12 protein-coding genes are annotated in these 15,231 nt (G+C 73.6%); 4 read left to right on the forward strand and 8 right to left on the reverse strand.

The window, feature by feature from the left end:
* Nucleotides 1-20: 20 nt before the first annotated feature.
* Genes ACFY7E_RS21200 through ACFY7E_RS21215 form a run of 4 tightly spaced genes read right to left on the reverse strand, consistent with a single transcriptional unit; the run spans nt 21 to nt 5,797 of the window.
* On the reverse strand, nt 21-2,195 hold the full coding sequence (locus tag ACFY7E_RS21200) for a 3-hydroxyacyl-CoA dehydrogenase NAD-binding domain-containing protein (protein WP_389487016.1): 2,175 nt from the start codon (nt 2,193-2,195) through the stop codon (nt 21-23).
* A gap of 39 nt (nt 2,196-2,234) precedes the next feature.
* On the reverse strand, nt 2,235-3,449 hold the full coding sequence (locus ACFY7E_RS21205) for an acetyl-CoA C-acetyltransferase (protein WP_389487018.1): 1,215 nt from the start codon (nt 3,447-3,449) through the stop codon (nt 2,235-2,237).
* Nucleotides 3,450-3,509: 60 nt separating this feature from the next.
* On the reverse strand, nt 3,510-4,652 hold the full coding sequence (locus ACFY7E_RS21210; protein ID WP_062751281.1) for an acyl-CoA dehydrogenase family protein: 1,143 nt from the start codon (nt 4,650-4,652) through the stop codon (nt 3,510-3,512).
* A complete protein-coding gene (locus ACFY7E_RS21215; protein ID WP_389487021.1) occupies nt 4,649-5,797 on the reverse strand; it encodes a CaiB/BaiF CoA transferase family protein in 1,149 nt (382 codons plus the stop codon). Before ACFY7E_RS21215 ends, ACFY7E_RS21210 begins: the two co-directional genes overlap by 4 nt.
* Nucleotides 5,798-6,011: 214 nt before the next feature.
* On the opposite strand from ACFY7E_RS21215, the gene ACFY7E_RS21220 reads away from it, so the two are divergent.
* On the forward strand, nt 6,012-7,235 hold the full coding sequence (locus tag ACFY7E_RS21220) for a saccharopine dehydrogenase family protein (RefSeq protein WP_389487023.1): 1,224 nt from the start codon (nt 6,012-6,014) through the stop codon (nt 7,233-7,235).
* Between the two features lie 76 nt (nt 7,236-7,311).
* Here the strand turns inward: ACFY7E_RS21220 and ACFY7E_RS21225 are convergent, their stop codons facing one another.
* The gene (locus tag ACFY7E_RS21225; RefSeq protein ID WP_389487025.1) at nt 7,312-8,025 is read right to left on the reverse strand and encodes an endonuclease V; all 714 of its coding nucleotides are present in this window, start codon (nt 8,023-8,025) and stop codon (nt 7,312-7,314) included.
* Between the two features lie 91 nt (nt 8,026-8,116).
* Here ACFY7E_RS21225 and ACFY7E_RS21230 point away from each other — a divergent pair, with 91 nt between their 5' ends.
* Nucleotides 8,117-8,416, forward strand: coding sequence for a YciI family protein (locus ACFY7E_RS21230; RefSeq protein ID WP_389487027.1), 300 nt, complete (start codon nt 8,117-8,119; stop codon nt 8,414-8,416).
* 122 nt (nt 8,417-8,538) lie between these two features.
* Here ACFY7E_RS21230 and ACFY7E_RS21235 read toward each other — a convergent pair whose 3' ends face one another.
* The 3 genes from ACFY7E_RS21235 to ACFY7E_RS21245 form a co-directional block, all read right to left on the reverse strand.
* Nucleotides 8,539-9,948 carry an oxygenase MpaB family protein gene (locus ACFY7E_RS21235; RefSeq protein WP_389487320.1) on the reverse strand — a complete coding sequence of 470 codons (1,410 nt, stop codon included), beginning with the start codon at nt 9,946-9,948 and terminating at the stop codon, nt 8,539-8,541.
* An 83-nt stretch (nt 9,949-10,031) separates the two neighbouring features.
* Entirely contained in the window at nt 10,032-10,814 is a 783-nt protein-coding gene (gene uppS, locus ACFY7E_RS21240; protein WP_389487322.1) for a polyprenyl diphosphate synthase, read from the reverse strand.
* A gap of 224 nt (nt 10,815-11,038) precedes the next feature.
* Nucleotides 11,039-12,247, reverse strand: a complete 1,209-nt coding sequence (locus tag ACFY7E_RS21245) for a WD40/YVTN/BNR-like repeat-containing protein (RefSeq protein WP_389487029.1) — start codon at nt 12,245-12,247, stop codon at nt 11,039-11,041.
* Nucleotides 12,248-12,677: 430 nt separating this feature from the next.
* Between ACFY7E_RS21245 and ACFY7E_RS21250 the strand changes: the two genes are divergently transcribed.
* Nucleotides 12,678-13,094: an SsgA family sporulation/cell division regulator gene (locus ACFY7E_RS21250; protein WP_383441382.1), complete on the forward strand. Its 417-nt coding sequence runs from the start codon at nt 12,678-12,680 to the stop codon at nt 13,092-13,094.
* 304 nt (nt 13,095-13,398) lie between these two features.
* Nucleotides 13,399-15,042 (forward strand): ABC-F family ATP-binding cassette domain-containing protein, encoded by a 1,644-nt coding sequence (locus tag ACFY7E_RS21255; protein ID WP_389487032.1) that lies wholly within the window; start codon nt 13,399-13,401, stop codon nt 15,040-15,042.
* The last annotated feature ends 189 nt before the right edge of the window (nt 15,043-15,231 follow it).

Consider the following 15,231-nt stretch of genomic DNA (forward strand, 5'->3'; position numbering starts at 1 on the left):
ACGGACTCCGGAGCCACCGGTCAGGCGTCGGTGAAGACCTCGCCCCGCTCGGCCTTCTCCACCAGGAGGGCCGGCGGGGTGAAGCGCTCGCCGTACGTCTCCGCCAGCTCGCGGGCGCGGGCGACGAAGCCGGCGACGCCACCCTCGTAGCCGTTGACGTACTGGAGGATGCCGCCGGTCCAGGCCGGGAAGCCGATGCCCATGATGGAGCCGATGTTGGCGTCGGCGACCGAGGTCAGGACGCCCTCCTCCAGGAGGCGGACGGTGTCGATGGCCTCGGAGAACAGCATCCGCTCCTGCATGTCGCGGAAGGGGATCTCGTATCCCGGCTCGGTGAAGTGCTCGCGCAGGCCGGTCCAGAGCTTGCCCCGCCTGCCGTTCTCGTCGTACTCGTAGAAGCCGGCGCCGCCGCTGCGCCCGGGGCGCCCGAACTCGTCGACCATGCGGTCGATCACGGCCTCGCCCGGGTGGGTGGCCCAGACGCCGCCGGCCTCCTCGATCGCCCGCTTGGTCTCGTTGCGGATCTTGCGCGGGAGGGTCAGGGTCAGCTCGTCCATCAGGGAGAGGATCTTCGCCGGGTAGCCGGCCTGCGCCGCCGCCTGCTCGATCGAGGCGGGCTCGATGCCCTCGCCGACCATGGCGACGCCCTCGTTGAGGAACTGGCCGATCACCCGCGAGGTGAAGAAGCCGCGCGAGTCGTTGACGACGATCGGCGTCTTGTTGATCTGCCGGACCAGGTCGAAGGCGCGGGCCAGGGCCTCGTCGCTCGTCCGCTCGCCCTTGATGATCTCCACGAGCGGCATCTTGTCGACGGGCGAGAAGAAGTGCAGGCCGATGAAGTCGGCCTGGCGCTCCACGCCTTCGGCGAGGACGGTGATCGGCAGGGTGGAGGTGTTGGAGCAGAGCAGCGCGTCGGGCTCCACGACGGACTGGATCTCCTGGAACACCTTGTGCTTGAGGGCGGTGTCCTCGAAGACGGCCTCGACGACCGCGTCGCAGCCCGCGAGGTCGGCGGCCTCGGCGGTGGGGGTGATGCGGGCGAGGAGGGCGTCGGCCTTCTCCTGGGTGGTGCGGCCGCGCGAGACGGCCTTGGCGCACAGCTTCTCGGAGTACGCCTTGCCCTTGGCGGCGGACTCGGCGGAGACGTCCTTGAGGACGACCTCGATGCCGGCGCGGGCGCAGGAGTAGGCGATGCCGGCGCCCATCATGCCGGCGCCGAGGACGGCGACCTTGCGGACCTCGCGGCGCTCGATCCCCTTGGGGCGGCTGGCGCCGGAGTTGACGGCCTGGAGGTCGAAGAAGAACGCCTGGATCATGTTCTTCGCCGTCTGGCCGGTGACCAGCTCGGTGAAGTAGCGGGACTCGATGACGGACGCGGTCTCGAAGTCGACCTGGGAGCCCTCGACGGCGGCGGCCATGATGGCGGCGGGCGCCGGGTAGGGCGCGCCGTTGAGCTGCTTGCGCAGGTTGGCCGGGAAGGCCGGCAGGTTGGCGGCGAACTTCGGGTGCGAGGGGGTGCCGCCGGGGATCTTGTGACCGGGCACGTCCCAGGGCTGGTGCGACTCGGGGTGGGTGTCGATGAAGGCGACGGCCTTCGCGAACATCTCCTCGGGGGTGGCGGCCAGCTCGTGCACCAGGCCGTTGTCCAGGGCCCGCTTGGGGTTGTACTGGGTGCCCTGGAGCAGCACCTTGAGGAGGGCGTCGGTGATGCCCATCAGGCGCACGGTGCGGGTGACGCCGCCACCGCCCGGCAGCAGGCCGAGGGTGACCTCGGGCAGGCCGATCTTGGAGCCGGAGGCGTCGAGGGCGATCCGGTGGTGGGAGGCGAGGGCGATCTCGTAGCCGCCGCCGAGCGCGGCGCCGTTGATCGCGGCCACGACCGGCTTGCCGATCGTCTCGATGCGGCGCAGGGCGTTCTTCATCGCCAGGGCGCCCTCGAAGATGTCCCGGGCGTGCTCGGGGCCCGCCTGGATCATGTCCTTGAGGTCGCCGCCGGCGAAGAAGGTCTTCTTCGCGGAGGTGTAGACGATGCCCCGGATGGAGTCCTTCTCGGCCTCCACGCGGTCGGCGATGGCGGTGATGGAGGCCCGGAAGGCCTGGTTCATGGTGTTGGCGGACTGGTTCGGGTCGTCCAGGACGAGGGTGACGATCCCGGTCTCGTCCTGCTCCCAGCGGATGGTGGTGCTCTCGCTCATGCTGATGCTTCTCCGTAAGAAGGGGTTCGGACGGGACGGTCAGACGCGCTCGACGACGGTGGCGATGCCCATGCCGCCGCCCACGCACAGGGTGGCCATGCCGTAGCGCTTGTCCTGGCGCTCCAGCTCGTCGACGAGGGTGCCCAGGATCATCGCGCCGGTGGCGCCGAGCGGGTGGCCGAGCGCGATGGCGCCGCCGTTGACGTTGACCTTGTCCAGCGAGATGCCCATGTCCTTGACGAAGCGCAGGACGACGGCGGCGAAGGCCTCGTTGATCTCGACCAGGTCGATGTCGTCCATGGTCAGACCGGCCTTGGCGAGCGCCTTGCGGGCGGCCGGGGCCGGGCCGGTGAGCATGATGGTGGGCTCGGAGCCGGAGACGGCCACCGAGACGATCCGGGCGCGCGGCGTCAGCCCGTACCGCTCGCCGATCTCCTTCGAGCCGACGGCGACGAGGGCGGCGCCGTCGACGATGCCGGAGGAGTTGCCCGCGTGGTGGACGTGGTCGATCTCCTCGACCCAGTGGTACTTCTGCAGCGCCACCGCGTCGAAGCCGCCCAGCTCGCCGATGTCCGCGAAGGACGGCTTGAGCTTCGCCAGGGAGTCGGCGGTGGTGCCGGGGCGCAGGAACTCGTCGTGGTCGAGGACCGTGAGGCCCGCGCGGTCCCTGACGGGGACGACGGAGCGGGCGAACCGGCCGCTCTTCCACGCCTCGGCGGCGCGCTCCTGGGAGAGGGCCGCGTACTCGTCCACGTCGCGGCGGGAGAAGCCCTCGATGGTGGCGATGAGGTCGGCGCCGATGCCCTGGGGGACGAAGTTGGTCTCCAGGTTGGTCATCGGGTCGGCGAACCAGGCGCCGCCGTCGGAGCCCATCGGCACGCGGGACATGGACTCCACGCCGCCGGCCAGGACGAGGTCCTCCCAGCCGGAGCGGACCTTCATGGCGGCCATGTTGACCGCTTCGAGGCCCGAGGCGCAGAAGCGGTTCTCCTGGACGCCGGCGACGGTGTCGGGCAGTCCGGCGGCGACGGCCGCGGTGCGGGCGATGTCGGAGCCCTGGTCGCCGACCGGGGCGACGACGCCGAGGACGATGTCGTCGACGGCGGCCGGGTCGAGGCCGGGGTTGCGGCTCTGGATCTCCTTGATCAGGCCGACGACCAGGTCGATCGGCTTGGTGCCGTGCAGGGAGCCGGTGGCCTTGCCGCGACCGCGCGGGGTGCGGATCGCGTCGTACACGTACGCTTCGGTGCTCACGGGAAGCCTTTCGCGATGAGGGTGGGAGGGGTTGCGCCGGGGGTGTCGCGGAGGGGGAGGTCAGCCGAGGAGGGAACGGCCGATGATCTCCTTCATGATCTCGGTGGTGCCGCCGTAGATGGTCTGGATGCGGCCGTCGGTGTAGGCCCTGGCGACCGGGAATTCAGTCATGTAGCCGTACCCGCCGTGCAGTTGCAGACAGCGGTCGGCGACCTTCTTCTGGAGTTCGGTCGCCCACCACTTGGCCATCGAGGCGTCCACGGCGTCGAGCGCGCCGTTGGCGTGCTCCTCGATGCAGCGGTCCAGGAAGGCCCGGGTGACGGCGCACTCGGTGGCCATCTCCGCGATCTCGAAGCGGATGTGCTGGAGCCGGGAGAGCGGGCGGCCGAAGGCCTCGCGCTCCTTGACGTAGGTGGTGGTGATCTCCAGGAGGTGTTCGGCGGCGGCGATGCCGGCGACGGCGATGGCCATCCGCTCCTGGGCGAGGTTGGTCATCAGGTGGATGAAGGCGCCGTTGAGCTCGCCGAGCAGGTTCTCCTTGGGGACGCGGACGTCGTGGAAGAACAGCTCGGCGGTGTCCTGGGACTTCTGGCCGATCTTGTCGAGGTTCCGGCCGCGCTCGAAGCCCTCCGCGCCCCGCTCCACGACGAGGAGGGAGAGGCCGTGGGCGCCGCCCTCGGGGGTGGTGCGGGCGACGACGACCACGAGGTCGGCCAGGATGCCGTTGGAGATGAAGGTCTTGGAGCCGTTGAGGACCCAGTGGTCGCCGCGGTCCTCTGCGGTGGTGCGGATGCCCTGGAGGTCGGAGCCCGCGCCCGGCTCGGTCATGGCGATGGCGGTGATGGTCTCGCCGGAGCAGAAGCCGGGCAGCCAGCGCCGCTTCTGCTCGTCGGTGGCGAGGGAGGTGAGGTACGGGCCGATGATGTCGTTGTGCAGGCCGAGGGCGAGCCCGGGGGTGCCGGCCCGGGTGAACTCCTCGGCCAGGACGGCGCCGTAGCGGAAGTCGGGGTTGCCGCCGCCCCCGTACTCCTCGTCGACGGCGATGCCGAGCAGGCCCTGCCGTCCGGCGGCGAGCCAGGCCTCGCGGGAGACGATGCCGTCCTTCTCCCACTGCTCGTAGTGGGGCAGCACCTCCTTCTCCAGGAAGGTGCGCACGACCGCCCGGAAGGCTTCGTGGTCCTCGGTGTAGATCCGACGCTTCATGCGGAAGTCTCCTGGGGGTGCAGGGAGGGTACGGCCCAGTCGCGGGCGACCTCGGCGGTGTCGGCACCGGGCAGGGCGGGGCCCGTGCGCAGGGTGCCGGGGGTGACGGAGAAGCGGGGCGCGGGGGCCGGCTGTACCTGCCCGCCGTGCTCGGTGAAGGTGCCGCGGGCGGCCAGGTGCGGATGGGACGGGGCCTCGTCCAGGGAGAGGACGGGGGCCACGCAGGCGTCGGAGCCGTCGAAGACGTCGGTCCACTCCTGCCGGGTCCGGCTCAGGAACGCCTCGGCGACGGCCTCGCGCAGCTCGGGCCAGCGGGTGAGGTCGTAGCGGCCGGCGGCGGCCTCCTCGCCGATCCCGAGGAGGCGGACGAACTCGGCGTAGAACCGCTCCTCCAGGGCGCCGACCGCCATGTGGCCGCCGTCGGAGGTCGCGTAGACGCCGTAGAAGGGGCAGCCGCCGTCGAGCAGGTTGGTGCCGCGCCGGTCCTGCCAGCTCCCGGCGGCCAGCATGCCCCGGATCATGGTGGTGAGGTGGGCGGTGCCGTCGACGATCGCGGCGTCCACGACCTGGCCCTCGCCGTGGGCGCGGGCGTGCTGGAGCGCGGCGAGGACGCCGACGACCAGGTAGAGCGAGCCGCCCGCGTAGTCCCCGAGCAGGTTGGCGGGGACGGCCGGCGGGCCCTCCGGGTCCGGGCCGATCATGCCGAGCGCGCCGGTGATCGCGATGTAGCCGATGTCGTGGCCGGCGGTCGGGGCGAGCGGTCCGTCCTGGCCCCAGCCGGTCATCCGGCCGTAGACCAGGCGCGGGTTGCGGGCGAGGCAGGCGTCCGGGCCGACGCCGAGGCGCTCGGCCACGCCGGGACGGTAGCCCTCGATCAGCACGTCCGCGCGCTCGACCAGGTCGAGGACGGTCGCGGGGCCGTCCGCGGCCTTGAGGTCGACCAGGACCGAGCGCTTGTTGCGGTTGGTGAGGTCGCGGGCGGGGTCGATGCCGAGGCCGGGACCGCCGGGGCGGTCGATCCGGACCACGTCCGCGCCGAGGTCGGCGAGCAGCATCGCGGCGAAGGGGCCGGGGCCGATGCCGGCCAGTTCCACCACGCGCACCCCGGCGAGGGGGCCTGTGCGGGCGGTGTGCGTCGTGCTCATCGAACCCCCGGAAGTATGTGACACCAATGATGTAACACCAGTGATGCTAGGAACGTGTTCCACTCGGCACAAGCCCCCCGGCCGAGCAAGCGCTTGGAAAATCCGGAGGACGCCCCTCGGGCACGGGCCGGGGAGAGCGGGAGCGGGGCTTCCGCTATCCTCCGCCGACGACAACCGCGCACGGCGGCGCGGTCCGGCCGAAGCGAGGGGCTGCATGGACACAGGGGCGGGCGTGGGGAGCGGGGCGGCGACGGGCCCGGAGCGCGGGGGCAGGCCGTACGACGTGGTCCTCTTCGGGGCCACCGGGTTCGTGGGCGGGCTGACCGCGGAGTACCTGGCCGAGCACGCCCCCGCCGGGTGCCGCTGGGCACTCGCGGGACGCAGCCTCGGCAGGCTGGAGGCGCTGCGGGACCGGCTGGCCGCGGACCGGCCGCACCTGGCCGGCCTCCCGCTGGTCGTGGCGGACTCCGCCGATCCGGCCTCGCTGCGCGAACTGGCGGAATCCGCACGGGTGGTGGCGACGACGGTCGGCCCCTACGTCTGGTACGGCGAGGAGCTCGTCGCCGCCTGCGCGGAGGCCGGCACGGACTGTCTGGACCTGACGGGCGAGGCCGAGTTCGTGGACCTCGTGTACGTACGGCACGACGCGCGCGCCCGGGAGACCGGCGCCCGGATCGTGCACGCCTGCGGCTTCGACTCCGTCCCGCACGACCTGGGCGTGCACTTCACCGTGGGGCAGCTCCCGGAGGGCGTGCCGCTGCGGGTGGACGGCTTCGTGCGGGCCGGGGCCGCGTTCTCCGGCGGCACCTTCGCCTCCGCGCTGACCGCGCTCGGCCGGGGCCGGGAGGTCCTGCGGGCCGCGCGCGAACGGCGCCTGCACGAGCCCCGGTCGGTGGGCCGCCGGTCGCGCGCTCCGCTCGGCGGGCCCCGGTTCAGCCGGGAGACGGGCACGTGGGCGCTGCCGCTGCCGACGCTCGACCCGCAGGTCGTGGCGCGCTCGGCGGCGGCCCTCGACCGGTACGGGCCGGACTTCCGCTACCGGCACTACGCCTCCGTGAAGACGCTCCCGATGGCGCTCGGCGGCGTCGCCGCCGTCGGCGCGAGCGTGGTCGCCGCCCAACTCCCGCCCGTACGGAGCTGGCTGATGGAGCGTTACAGCGCCGGGGAGGGCCCGACGGCCGAGCGGCGCGCCCGCAGCTGGTTCTCCGTGCGGTTCGTGGGCGAAGGCGGCGGGCGACGGGTCTTCACCGAGGTGTCGGGCGGCGACCCGGGGTACGACGAGACGGCCAAGATGCTCGCCGAGTCGGCCCTCTGCCTCGCCTTCGACCCGCTGCCGAGGACCGCGGGCCAGGTGACGACGGCGACCGCGATGGGCGACGCCCTGACCGCCCGGCTGCGGGAGGCGGGCATCCGCTTCCGGGTGGCGCACCGGGGTTAGGGCGCGCGCCGGAGGCCCCGACAGCGCCCGGGGCCGTACGGGTGCGGATGGGGGTCGTCACCCCCCGTCCGTACCCCTACTCAGGCGGATCCGGGCGTTCCTCCCCGAGCGCCTCCCCCAGCGCGCGGCGGCAGAGGGCGTCGGCGCGGCGGGTGGTCTCCGGGAGCCGGTAGCGCGGGGTGAGGTGGAGGGTGTGGGCGCAGGCGCCGGTCAGGGAGATCCGGTGGCCGACGGAGACGAAGACCGGCTTGACCCCGGCCCGGGTCCGCACGGCCCGCCCCACCTCCTCCCCGTCGGCGAGCAGCGGGGACGAGTCGCCGCGCGCGGGGCCCGGCTGCTCGTACGCGAAGGTGAAGGGGTTCTTGGCGACGCCGACGGACGGCCGTCCGGTGAGTACGCCGAGGTGGCCGGCGAGGCCGAAGCGGCGGGGGTGGGCGAGGCCGTAGCCGTCGCAGACCAGGAGGCCGGGGTCGGCGGTCAGGGCGTCGAGCGCGGCGAGCACGGTCGGGATCTCCCGGAAGGCGAGGAGGCCGGGGACGTACGGGAACGAGACCCGGCCGACCGCCGTCGCCTCCTCCACGACCTCCAGGGAGCGCGCGTCGAGCACGACGGCCGCGGCGGCGACGAGGTCCCGCTCGTCGTCGTAGGCCACGTCGAGCCCCGTGACGTGGCCCTCGCCGACCGCCGGCCCCTCCTCGTCCCGCACCAGCCGCCCCCTCAGCTCGCGCTGGACGGCGAGGGCGGTGGTCTCGTCGGCGGGCCAGCCCGCCGGAATCTCGATGATCGTCATGATGCGGGCCACCCTACGGCCGGCCGGGTGTCCGTTCCGAAGGCCGGAACGGACACCCGGCCGGTCCCGCGGCGCCGGTAGCCTGGCGATCATGTTCGTACTGGAATTGACCTACACCGCACCCGTCGAGCGGGTGGACGCGCTGCTCGACGCCCACGTCGAGTGGCTCGACGCGCAGTACGCCGCCGGCGTGTTCCTCGCGTCCGGCCGGAAGAACCCCCGGGACGGCGGGGTGATCCTGGCCGCCGGGGTCGACCGCGCGGAGATCGAGAGGATCGCGGCGGCCGACCCGTTCAGCGCCGAGGGCGTGTGTGCGTACCGGATCACGGAGTTCTGCGCGACCAAGACGGTCGACGGGATCGCCGCGTACCGGGAGGAGCTGCCCTCCTGAGGCGTGTCCGGCCGGGCGCGTGGCTCCTCTCCCCCCGGAATCCCCCGGAATCGCCCGGGATCGCCCGGGATCGCCCGGGATCGCCCGGCCGGGCGGAGCCGTGGACCGCGCCGGCCGGGCGGTCACGCGTCGGCGAGGAGGGGGTCGTAGGGGGTGGTGCGGCGGCGGCCGGACATGAAGGACAGGAAGTCGTTGACGAAGGCGCTGCGGCCGTAGGTCCCGCCCGCGTCGGCGGCGTCGCGGTGGAAGGCCGTCCGGAACAGCGCCCGGTATTCGTCCGCGTCGATGGTCTGGTCACCGTTCTTGTCGGTGGCGTCGAAGAGGACCTCGGCGACCCTGATCAGCGCGGGTCCGGCCAGGGAGGGCACGGCGGCGGCGTACTCGTGGGCGCTGACGCGGCCGTCGCCGTCGGCGTCGAGGGCGCTCTGGAGCTCGCGCCACCAGCCGGCGTAGGCCTCGTAGAGCCTGGTCTCCTCGGGTTCGTCCAGGTCGAGACGGGTGGAGAGTTCGCGTGCCATGGCGGCGAGGTCGGGCCAGTCCAGATAGCCGTCCCCGGTCTGGTCGAGGACCTCGGTGAAGAACTCCCGCGCGCCGCGCTCCGTCCCGCCGCCCGGGGCGGGCTCGGGCTCCGGCGGCATCGGGGTGATGAGCCGGATGAGGGCGCCGGCCCGCTTCATCTGATCGCGCAGGGCGCCGACCGTCCGCGCGCGGGGGTCGTCGCTGTCCGGGGAGAGCGTGAGCAGCCCGAGGACGTCCTCGGCCCTGAGCCAGCCCTCGGGCAGGAACCGGGCCAGGCCGGCGGCGAGATAGGTGCCCTGCATGACGGTCTGCACCCCCGCGATCTCGGGCAGTCCGGCCCGTCGGCGGAACGGCTCCGGCAGGGAGGCCACGGTGATCGCTCCGACGACCGGCCCCGCGACGGCCCGGCCGGTCGCCCACAGGGCGGGAAAGCCGCTCAGGACGGGCGGCGCGGGGAGGTGGTCGAAGAGCTTGTAGAGGATGATGCGCATCGCCTCGGTGTTCTCCAGCTCCTCGGCGACCACCCGGTCGTAGTAGGGCCAGAACGCGTCGAGGGTGCTCGGCAGGTGGCTCGCGTCTTCTCCCATGGCGGCGTGGAAGGCCCGGAACTCGGCGTACAGCCGCTCCATGATCCTCTGTTCGAGGGGCTGTCCACTGAGCCGGCACATGGTGACGGTGCTTTCGAACAGGGTCGCCACCACCCAGGCGCGCGCGCCGGGATCCATGGCGTCGTAGGGCCGGTCGTGCGGGTCGGTGCCGTGCAGCCGTGCGTGCAGCCGGTTGAGGCGCGCCGCTTCCCGCTGCCGGGTGTGGTCGTCGGTCCCGAACATGCGCTGCAGGCTGGTGAGGGTGTTGCGGAGCCGCCGCCAGGGGTGGGCGACGAAGGTGGAGCTGTCGATCAGGGCGGCGCCCACCTGCGGGTGCGCGGCCTCCAGTACGGTGGCCCGGATCATGGCGAGGGCCCAGCGCGGGTCGTTGAAGAACCCGTGGAACTGCGAGCCGGGCCCGAACAGGGGCTCCTCCTCGGGGTCGCCGTTCCCGTCGTGACGGCCGCCGGTACCGGTGGTCGTCGTGGAGCGGTGGTCGTCTGCGGTCGTCACGATTCGGGTTCTCCGTTCCGGGACGGCGGCACGGCGCCGAAGCGGCGTTCGCGCTGCCGGTAGGCGTGCAGGCACCGGAGGAAGTCCGGTGCGCGGAAGTCGGGCCACAGCACCGGGGGGAAGACCCACTCGGCGTAGGCGACCTGCCAGAGCATGAAGTTGGAGATGCGCTGTTCCCCGGAGGTGCGGATGACCAGGTCCACGTCCGGGGTGTCGGGGAAGGGCAGGTGCGCGGCGAAGCTCTCCTCGGTCACGGCTCCGGCCGGCACGCCGCTGCGGATCAGCGACCGGGCGGCCTCGACGATGTCCTGGCGGCCGCCGTGGTCGAAGGCGACGGTCAGCGTCATCTGCCGGTTCCGGCCGGTCAGCGTCGTCAGGTCGGCGATGTCCCCGGCCAGGCCGGAGGGGATGCGGGGGTCGGTCATGCCGAGGAAGCGGCAGCGGATGCCCCGCGCGTGCAGCAGCGGGGCGTGTTTGCGCACCACCCGGCGCACCAGGTGCATCAGGAACTCGACCTCGGTGTCCGGGCGGCGCCAGTTCTCGGTGGAGAAGGCGAACAGGCTCAGCCAGCCCACCCCGGCCGAGCGCGCCGCCTCGATGACGTCGATCACCGTCGTCTCCGCGGCACGGTGACCCGACGTGCGCGGCAGGGACCGCTGCGCCGCCCACCGGCCGTTCCCGTCCATCACGCACGCGACGTGGTGCGGCACCTCGCCCCGCGCCCCGGACGGCCCAACGCCCCGGGGAGCGGCGAGAGGGAAGGCGGACCCCTCGTTCATGGACTGTCCTGTCGTCACGCCCACCCCTTCGGCGTCCGGGACGGACGCCGTCCCACGACGGAGGCCCCGGCTCCGCGGGGCCTCCGTGCAACGATCACCAACGGCAGACTGACAGCGCCCGGCCCCGGGCGCGCCGCACATCCGGCGGGTTCACCCTTGGCACTCGCGTCCGAACCCTCGTGAAGAACCTTCGGGTACGAAGCCCCGCGTCCGAACCGGAGCGTCTACGGCCGGTGGCGCGTCAGGTGCGCGACGCGGCCCTGCTCGCCGGAGGCCCAGCAGGAGCCGTCCGGGGCGCAGTCGACCGTGTCGTACGAGCCGGTGTCGACCGTGCGCCAGGTGCGGCCGCCGTCGGTGGTGAGGTCCGTGCCGGTGGGGCCCACGGCGAGCGCGGACGTCCTGGTGTGCGGGAGCCAGGCGACGCCCGAGCGGTAGGCGGGCGGCGGCGCGGCCGAGGGGCGCCAGGTGCGGCCTCCGTCGGCGGTGCCGGCGGCGGCCTCGGGGGACGGCTGGTCCTTGCGGTAGTCGCCGCCGACGGCGATGCCGTGCGCGCGGTCGCGGAAGGCGAGTCCGAAGACGCCCCTGGCCGGGTCACCGGCCGGGATCGGCGAGGCGGTGGCGGTCCAGGTCAGGCCCCGGTCGGCGGAGTGCAGCACGCGCGCCGTGGCCGCGCCGCCCGTCGCGAGCCACACGTCCCGGGGCCCGGCCGACACCAGGCACTGGCCGCTCGCCGCGAAGCCCGCCTCGCCGGGGAGCGCGTCCGGCATCCCCCGGTCCGGCAGGACCCGCCAGGACCGGCCGCCGTCGCGGGTCGAGAGGATGCGGTGCTTCCCGCCGACCGGGTCGCTCATCGCGAGGCCGTTGCGGCGATCGAAGAAGGTGATGCAGTCGTAGAAGGCGCGCGGGTCGGTGTTGCGGAAGGACTCGGTCCAGGTGGCGCCGCCGTCCTCGGTGCGCAGCACCCGCGAGGCCTCGCCCTCCCCGATGGCGAGGACGACGGCCCGGCGGGCGCCGAAGGCCTCCACATCGCGGAACTCCAGCTCGCCCGCGCCGGGCGGCGATACGTTTCGCCAGCTCCGGCCCCCGTCGGTGGTGCGCAGCACCGTGCCCCGGGAGCCCGCGACCCAGGCGGTGCGGCGGTCGACCGCCGCGAGCCCCCGGAAGCGGGCGTCGGTGCCGGTCGGCGCGAGCCGCCAGCCGAGCGCCGGCGCGGGCCGCCGGTCGGCGGTGGGCGTCGACTGCCGGTCGGTCGCCGGCACGGGCTGCCGACCGGTCTTCGGCACGTGCTGCCGGTCGCCCGCCGACGCGGTCCGTACGTCGGTCGCGGCCGTGGGGGTCTCCCCGGCCCGCGCCGGGACGGCCAGAGTCAGCGCGAGCGCCGCCCCGACCAGTCCCGCCGACATCGTTCGTCTCGTCTTCCCCATGGACGTCATGGCGCCGGAAGCTAGTGCCCCCGTCCGCCCGCCGTCCAGGGGGCGTCCCCGGCCGGGCCCTCCCGGGCCGGCGGCAGGGTCGGCCGCACGGACGGGCGTACGCCCGGGGGACGCGGACCGCTCGCCGGTCGGAGGCGCGCGGTGGGCGACGGACGGGCGTATGCCGGGGACGCGGCCGGGCCTCCGGATTCCCGCCGTACCGTGACCTTCCGGGCCCTCACGTCGAATCGCCCGGAGAATTTTCCGGACAGAGTTGGGGCACGGGCAAGAGGCCCCGACCTGCCCGGACGCCCTCCCGGCGGGCCCGGTGACGCAGCTCACGTGGATCCGGAGTGCACGTTCCGGCCGCCTCCCCCGTCTTGCCGGGTGTCAGGAGCCCCGCTGTCGGGGAGACGCACAGGATCCGAAACCCGCGCGAGAGGAGCCGGTCTTGTCCGCCGTCATCGAGCAGGCCGTCCAGGCCCGTCTGGTCGCATCCGCTCCCCGGATGGAGACCGTCCCCGCCACCCTGCGGTACGACCGCGAGGATCCGTACGCCGTCAGCATGGCCTTCCCCCCTCCCGCGACCCTCGAGGGCGTCGAGGTCTCCTGGGCCTTCGCGCGCGAGCTGCTCGTCCAGGGGGTCGAGCGCCCGGCCGGGGTCGGGGACGTACGGCTGCGCCCGTACGGGTACGACCGGACCGTGGTCGAGTTCCACGCCCCGGAGGGGGTCGCCATGGTCCACGTCCGGACCTCGGAGCTGCGCCGCTTCCTGGAGCGCTCGCAGCACCTGGTGCCGGAGGGACGCGAGCACCAGTACCTGGACTGGGACCAGCACCTGACGGAGCTGCTCCGCGAGCGCCCGTGACCCCTGCCGCCGGACCGCCCTCCGTCCCGTCGGCGGACCGTCCGCCGCCCCGCCGCCGCACCGCCCGTTAAATCGTTTGCCGCCCTCCCGGTCGGGCCCGTACCGTCGTCGTCGACCTTGTCGTCACCCGATCGGAGAAGGACGTTGCTCGTCTGAGGTTGCGAGACACCGCGCCGCGCGTGCCCTCTGTGCCGCGTGTGCCGTTCTCGACCTCGGCGTACGAGCCGTTCTCCCACAGCCCGCGCCCCGGTGTCTCCACGCGTTGCATCCCGTCACGCCCGCGCTCGCGCAACCGGAGGCCTTCATGGCGCATCACCCCACTTTCCTCACCTGTTCCTCGCTCTCCTTCTCCTGGCCGGACGGCACCGAGGTCTTCGACGACTTCCGGCTCGCGGTCGGCCCCGGCCGCACCGGGCTCGTCGGGCTCAACGGCTCCGGCAAGTCCACGCTCCTCAAGCTGCTCGCGGGCGAGCTGACGCCCTCCTCCGGCACGGTCCGGGTCACGGGCGAACTCGGCCACCTGCCGCAGAACCTGGTCCTGGACACCTCGCGCCGGGTCGACGAGATCCTCGGCATCGACGCGAAGCGGGCCGCCCTGCACGCCATCGAGGGGGGTGACCCGGCCGAGGAGCACTTCGCCGCCCTCGCCGACGACTGGGACGTCGAGGAGCGGGCCCGGGCCACCCTCGACCAGCTCGGGCTCGGCGGCATCGGCCTGGACCGGACCGTCGGCGAGATCTCGGGCGGCGAGTCCGTGCTGCTGCGCCTCGCCGCGCTGCTGCTCGCCCGGCCCGACGTCCTGCTGCTCGACGAGCCGACCAACAACCTGGACCTGCACGCCCGCGCGCGCCTCTACGAGGCGGTGGAGAAGTGGACCGGGGTCCTGGTCGTGGTCAGCCACGACCGCGAACTCCTGGAGCGGGTCGACCAGATCGCCGATCTGCGCGACGGCGAGGTCGCCTGGTACGGCGGCTCCTGGTCGGACTACGAGGCGGCGCTCGCCGCCGAACAGGAGGCGGCGGAGCGGATGGTACGGGTCGCCGAGGCCGACGTGCAGCGGCAGAAGCGGGAACTGGCCGACACCCGGGTGAAGTCGGCGCGCCGGAAGCGGTACGGGCAGAAGAGCTTCGAGAACAAGGTCGCCTCCAAACTGGTGGCGAACAGCCAGAAGCGCAGTGCCCAGGTCACGGCCGGCAAGCAGCACACGCTCCACAGCGAGCGCCTCTCGGAGGCCCGGGAGCGGCTCGACGCGGCCGTGGAGGCGGTGCGGGACGACGACGAGATCCGGGTCGAACTGCCGCGCACCTCGGTGCCGCCGGGCCGCGAGGTGCTGCACCTGCGGGACCTGGAGCTGCGGTACGGGGCCCGCGTCGAGGGCGCGTTCGAGCTGCGGGGTCCGGAGCGGATCGCCCTCGTGGGGCGGAACGGCGCCGGGAAGACGACGCTGCTCCGGACGATCGCCGGGGAGCTCGAACCGCCGGCCGGCGAGGTGGACGCGCGGGTGCCGCTGCGCTTCCTGCCGCAGCGGCTCGACGTCCTCGACGACGGGCTGAGCGTGGTGGAGAACGTGGCCCGCTTCGCGCCCGCCGCGACGGCGAACGCGATCAGGGCCCGGCTCGCCCGGTTCCTGTTCCGGGGGACGCGGGCCGACCGGGCCGTGGGCACCCTCTCGGGCGGGGAGCGGTTCCGGGCGACGCTCGCGGCGCTGCTCCTCGCGGAGCCGGCCCCGCAGCTGCTGATGCTGGACGAGCCGACGAACAACCTGGACATGGCGTCGGTGCGGAAGCTGACGGCGGCCCTCGACGCCTACGAGGGGGCGCTGGTCGTGGCGAGCCACGACGTGGCGTTCCTGGAGTCGATCGGGATCACCCGCTGGCTGCTGCTCGACGGCGAGCTGCGCCCGACGACCGCCGAGGAGGTCCGGGAAGCGGCCGGGGACAGGCCCTGACGGGCCCGCACACCGCAGACGCCGAAGCTTCCTGCCGCGTCGGACGCCCGGGGGCGCGCACGCCCTCGCCGCCGGGCGTCCCCTCGGCCGACCGTCCGCCCCGCGAGGCACCTCGTCGCCGGACAAACGGAATCGACACCCAGTGCGGCCGGACACTCACGACACGTAGTCGATCGGGTGTCCGGCAGA

Source organism: Streptomyces sp. NPDC012825, assembly GCF_042900925.1.
GTDB lineage: Bacteria > Actinomycetota > Actinomycetes > Streptomycetales > Streptomycetaceae > Streptomyces.

What these genes read in the sequence shown, in the direction of transcription:
- ACFY7E_RS21200 (WP_389487016.1), bottom strand. Translation starts at nt 2,195, where the DNA reads ATGAGCGAGAGCACCACCATCCGCTGGGAGCAGGACGAGACCGGGATC.
- ACFY7E_RS21210 (WP_062751281.1), bottom strand. Translation starts at nt 4,652, where the DNA reads ATGAAGCGTCGGATCTACACCGAGGACCACGAAGCCTTCCGGGCGGTC.
- ACFY7E_RS21215 (WP_389487021.1), bottom strand. Translation starts at nt 5,797, where the DNA reads ATGAGCACGACGCACACCGCCCGCACAGGCCCCCTCGCCGGGGTGCGC.
- ACFY7E_RS21220 (WP_389487023.1), top strand. Translation starts at nt 6,012, where the DNA reads ATGGACACAGGGGCGGGCGTGGGGAGCGGGGCGGCGACGGGCCCGGAG.
- ACFY7E_RS21225 (WP_389487025.1), bottom strand. Translation starts at nt 8,025, where the DNA reads ATGACGATCATCGAGATTCCGGCGGGCTGGCCCGCCGACGAGACCACC.
- ACFY7E_RS21230 (WP_389487027.1), top strand. Translation starts at nt 8,117, where the DNA reads ATGTTCGTACTGGAATTGACCTACACCGCACCCGTCGAGCGGGTGGAC.
- uppS (WP_389487322.1), bottom strand. Translation starts at nt 10,814, where the DNA reads ATGAACGAGGGGTCCGCCTTCCCTCTCGCCGCTCCCCGGGGCGTTGGG.
- ACFY7E_RS21245 (WP_389487029.1), bottom strand. Translation starts at nt 12,247, where the DNA reads ATGACGTCCATGGGGAAGACGAGACGAACGATGTCGGCGGGACTGGTC.
- ACFY7E_RS21255 (WP_389487032.1), top strand. Translation starts at nt 13,399, where the DNA reads ATGGCGCATCACCCCACTTTCCTCACCTGTTCCTCGCTCTCCTTCTCC.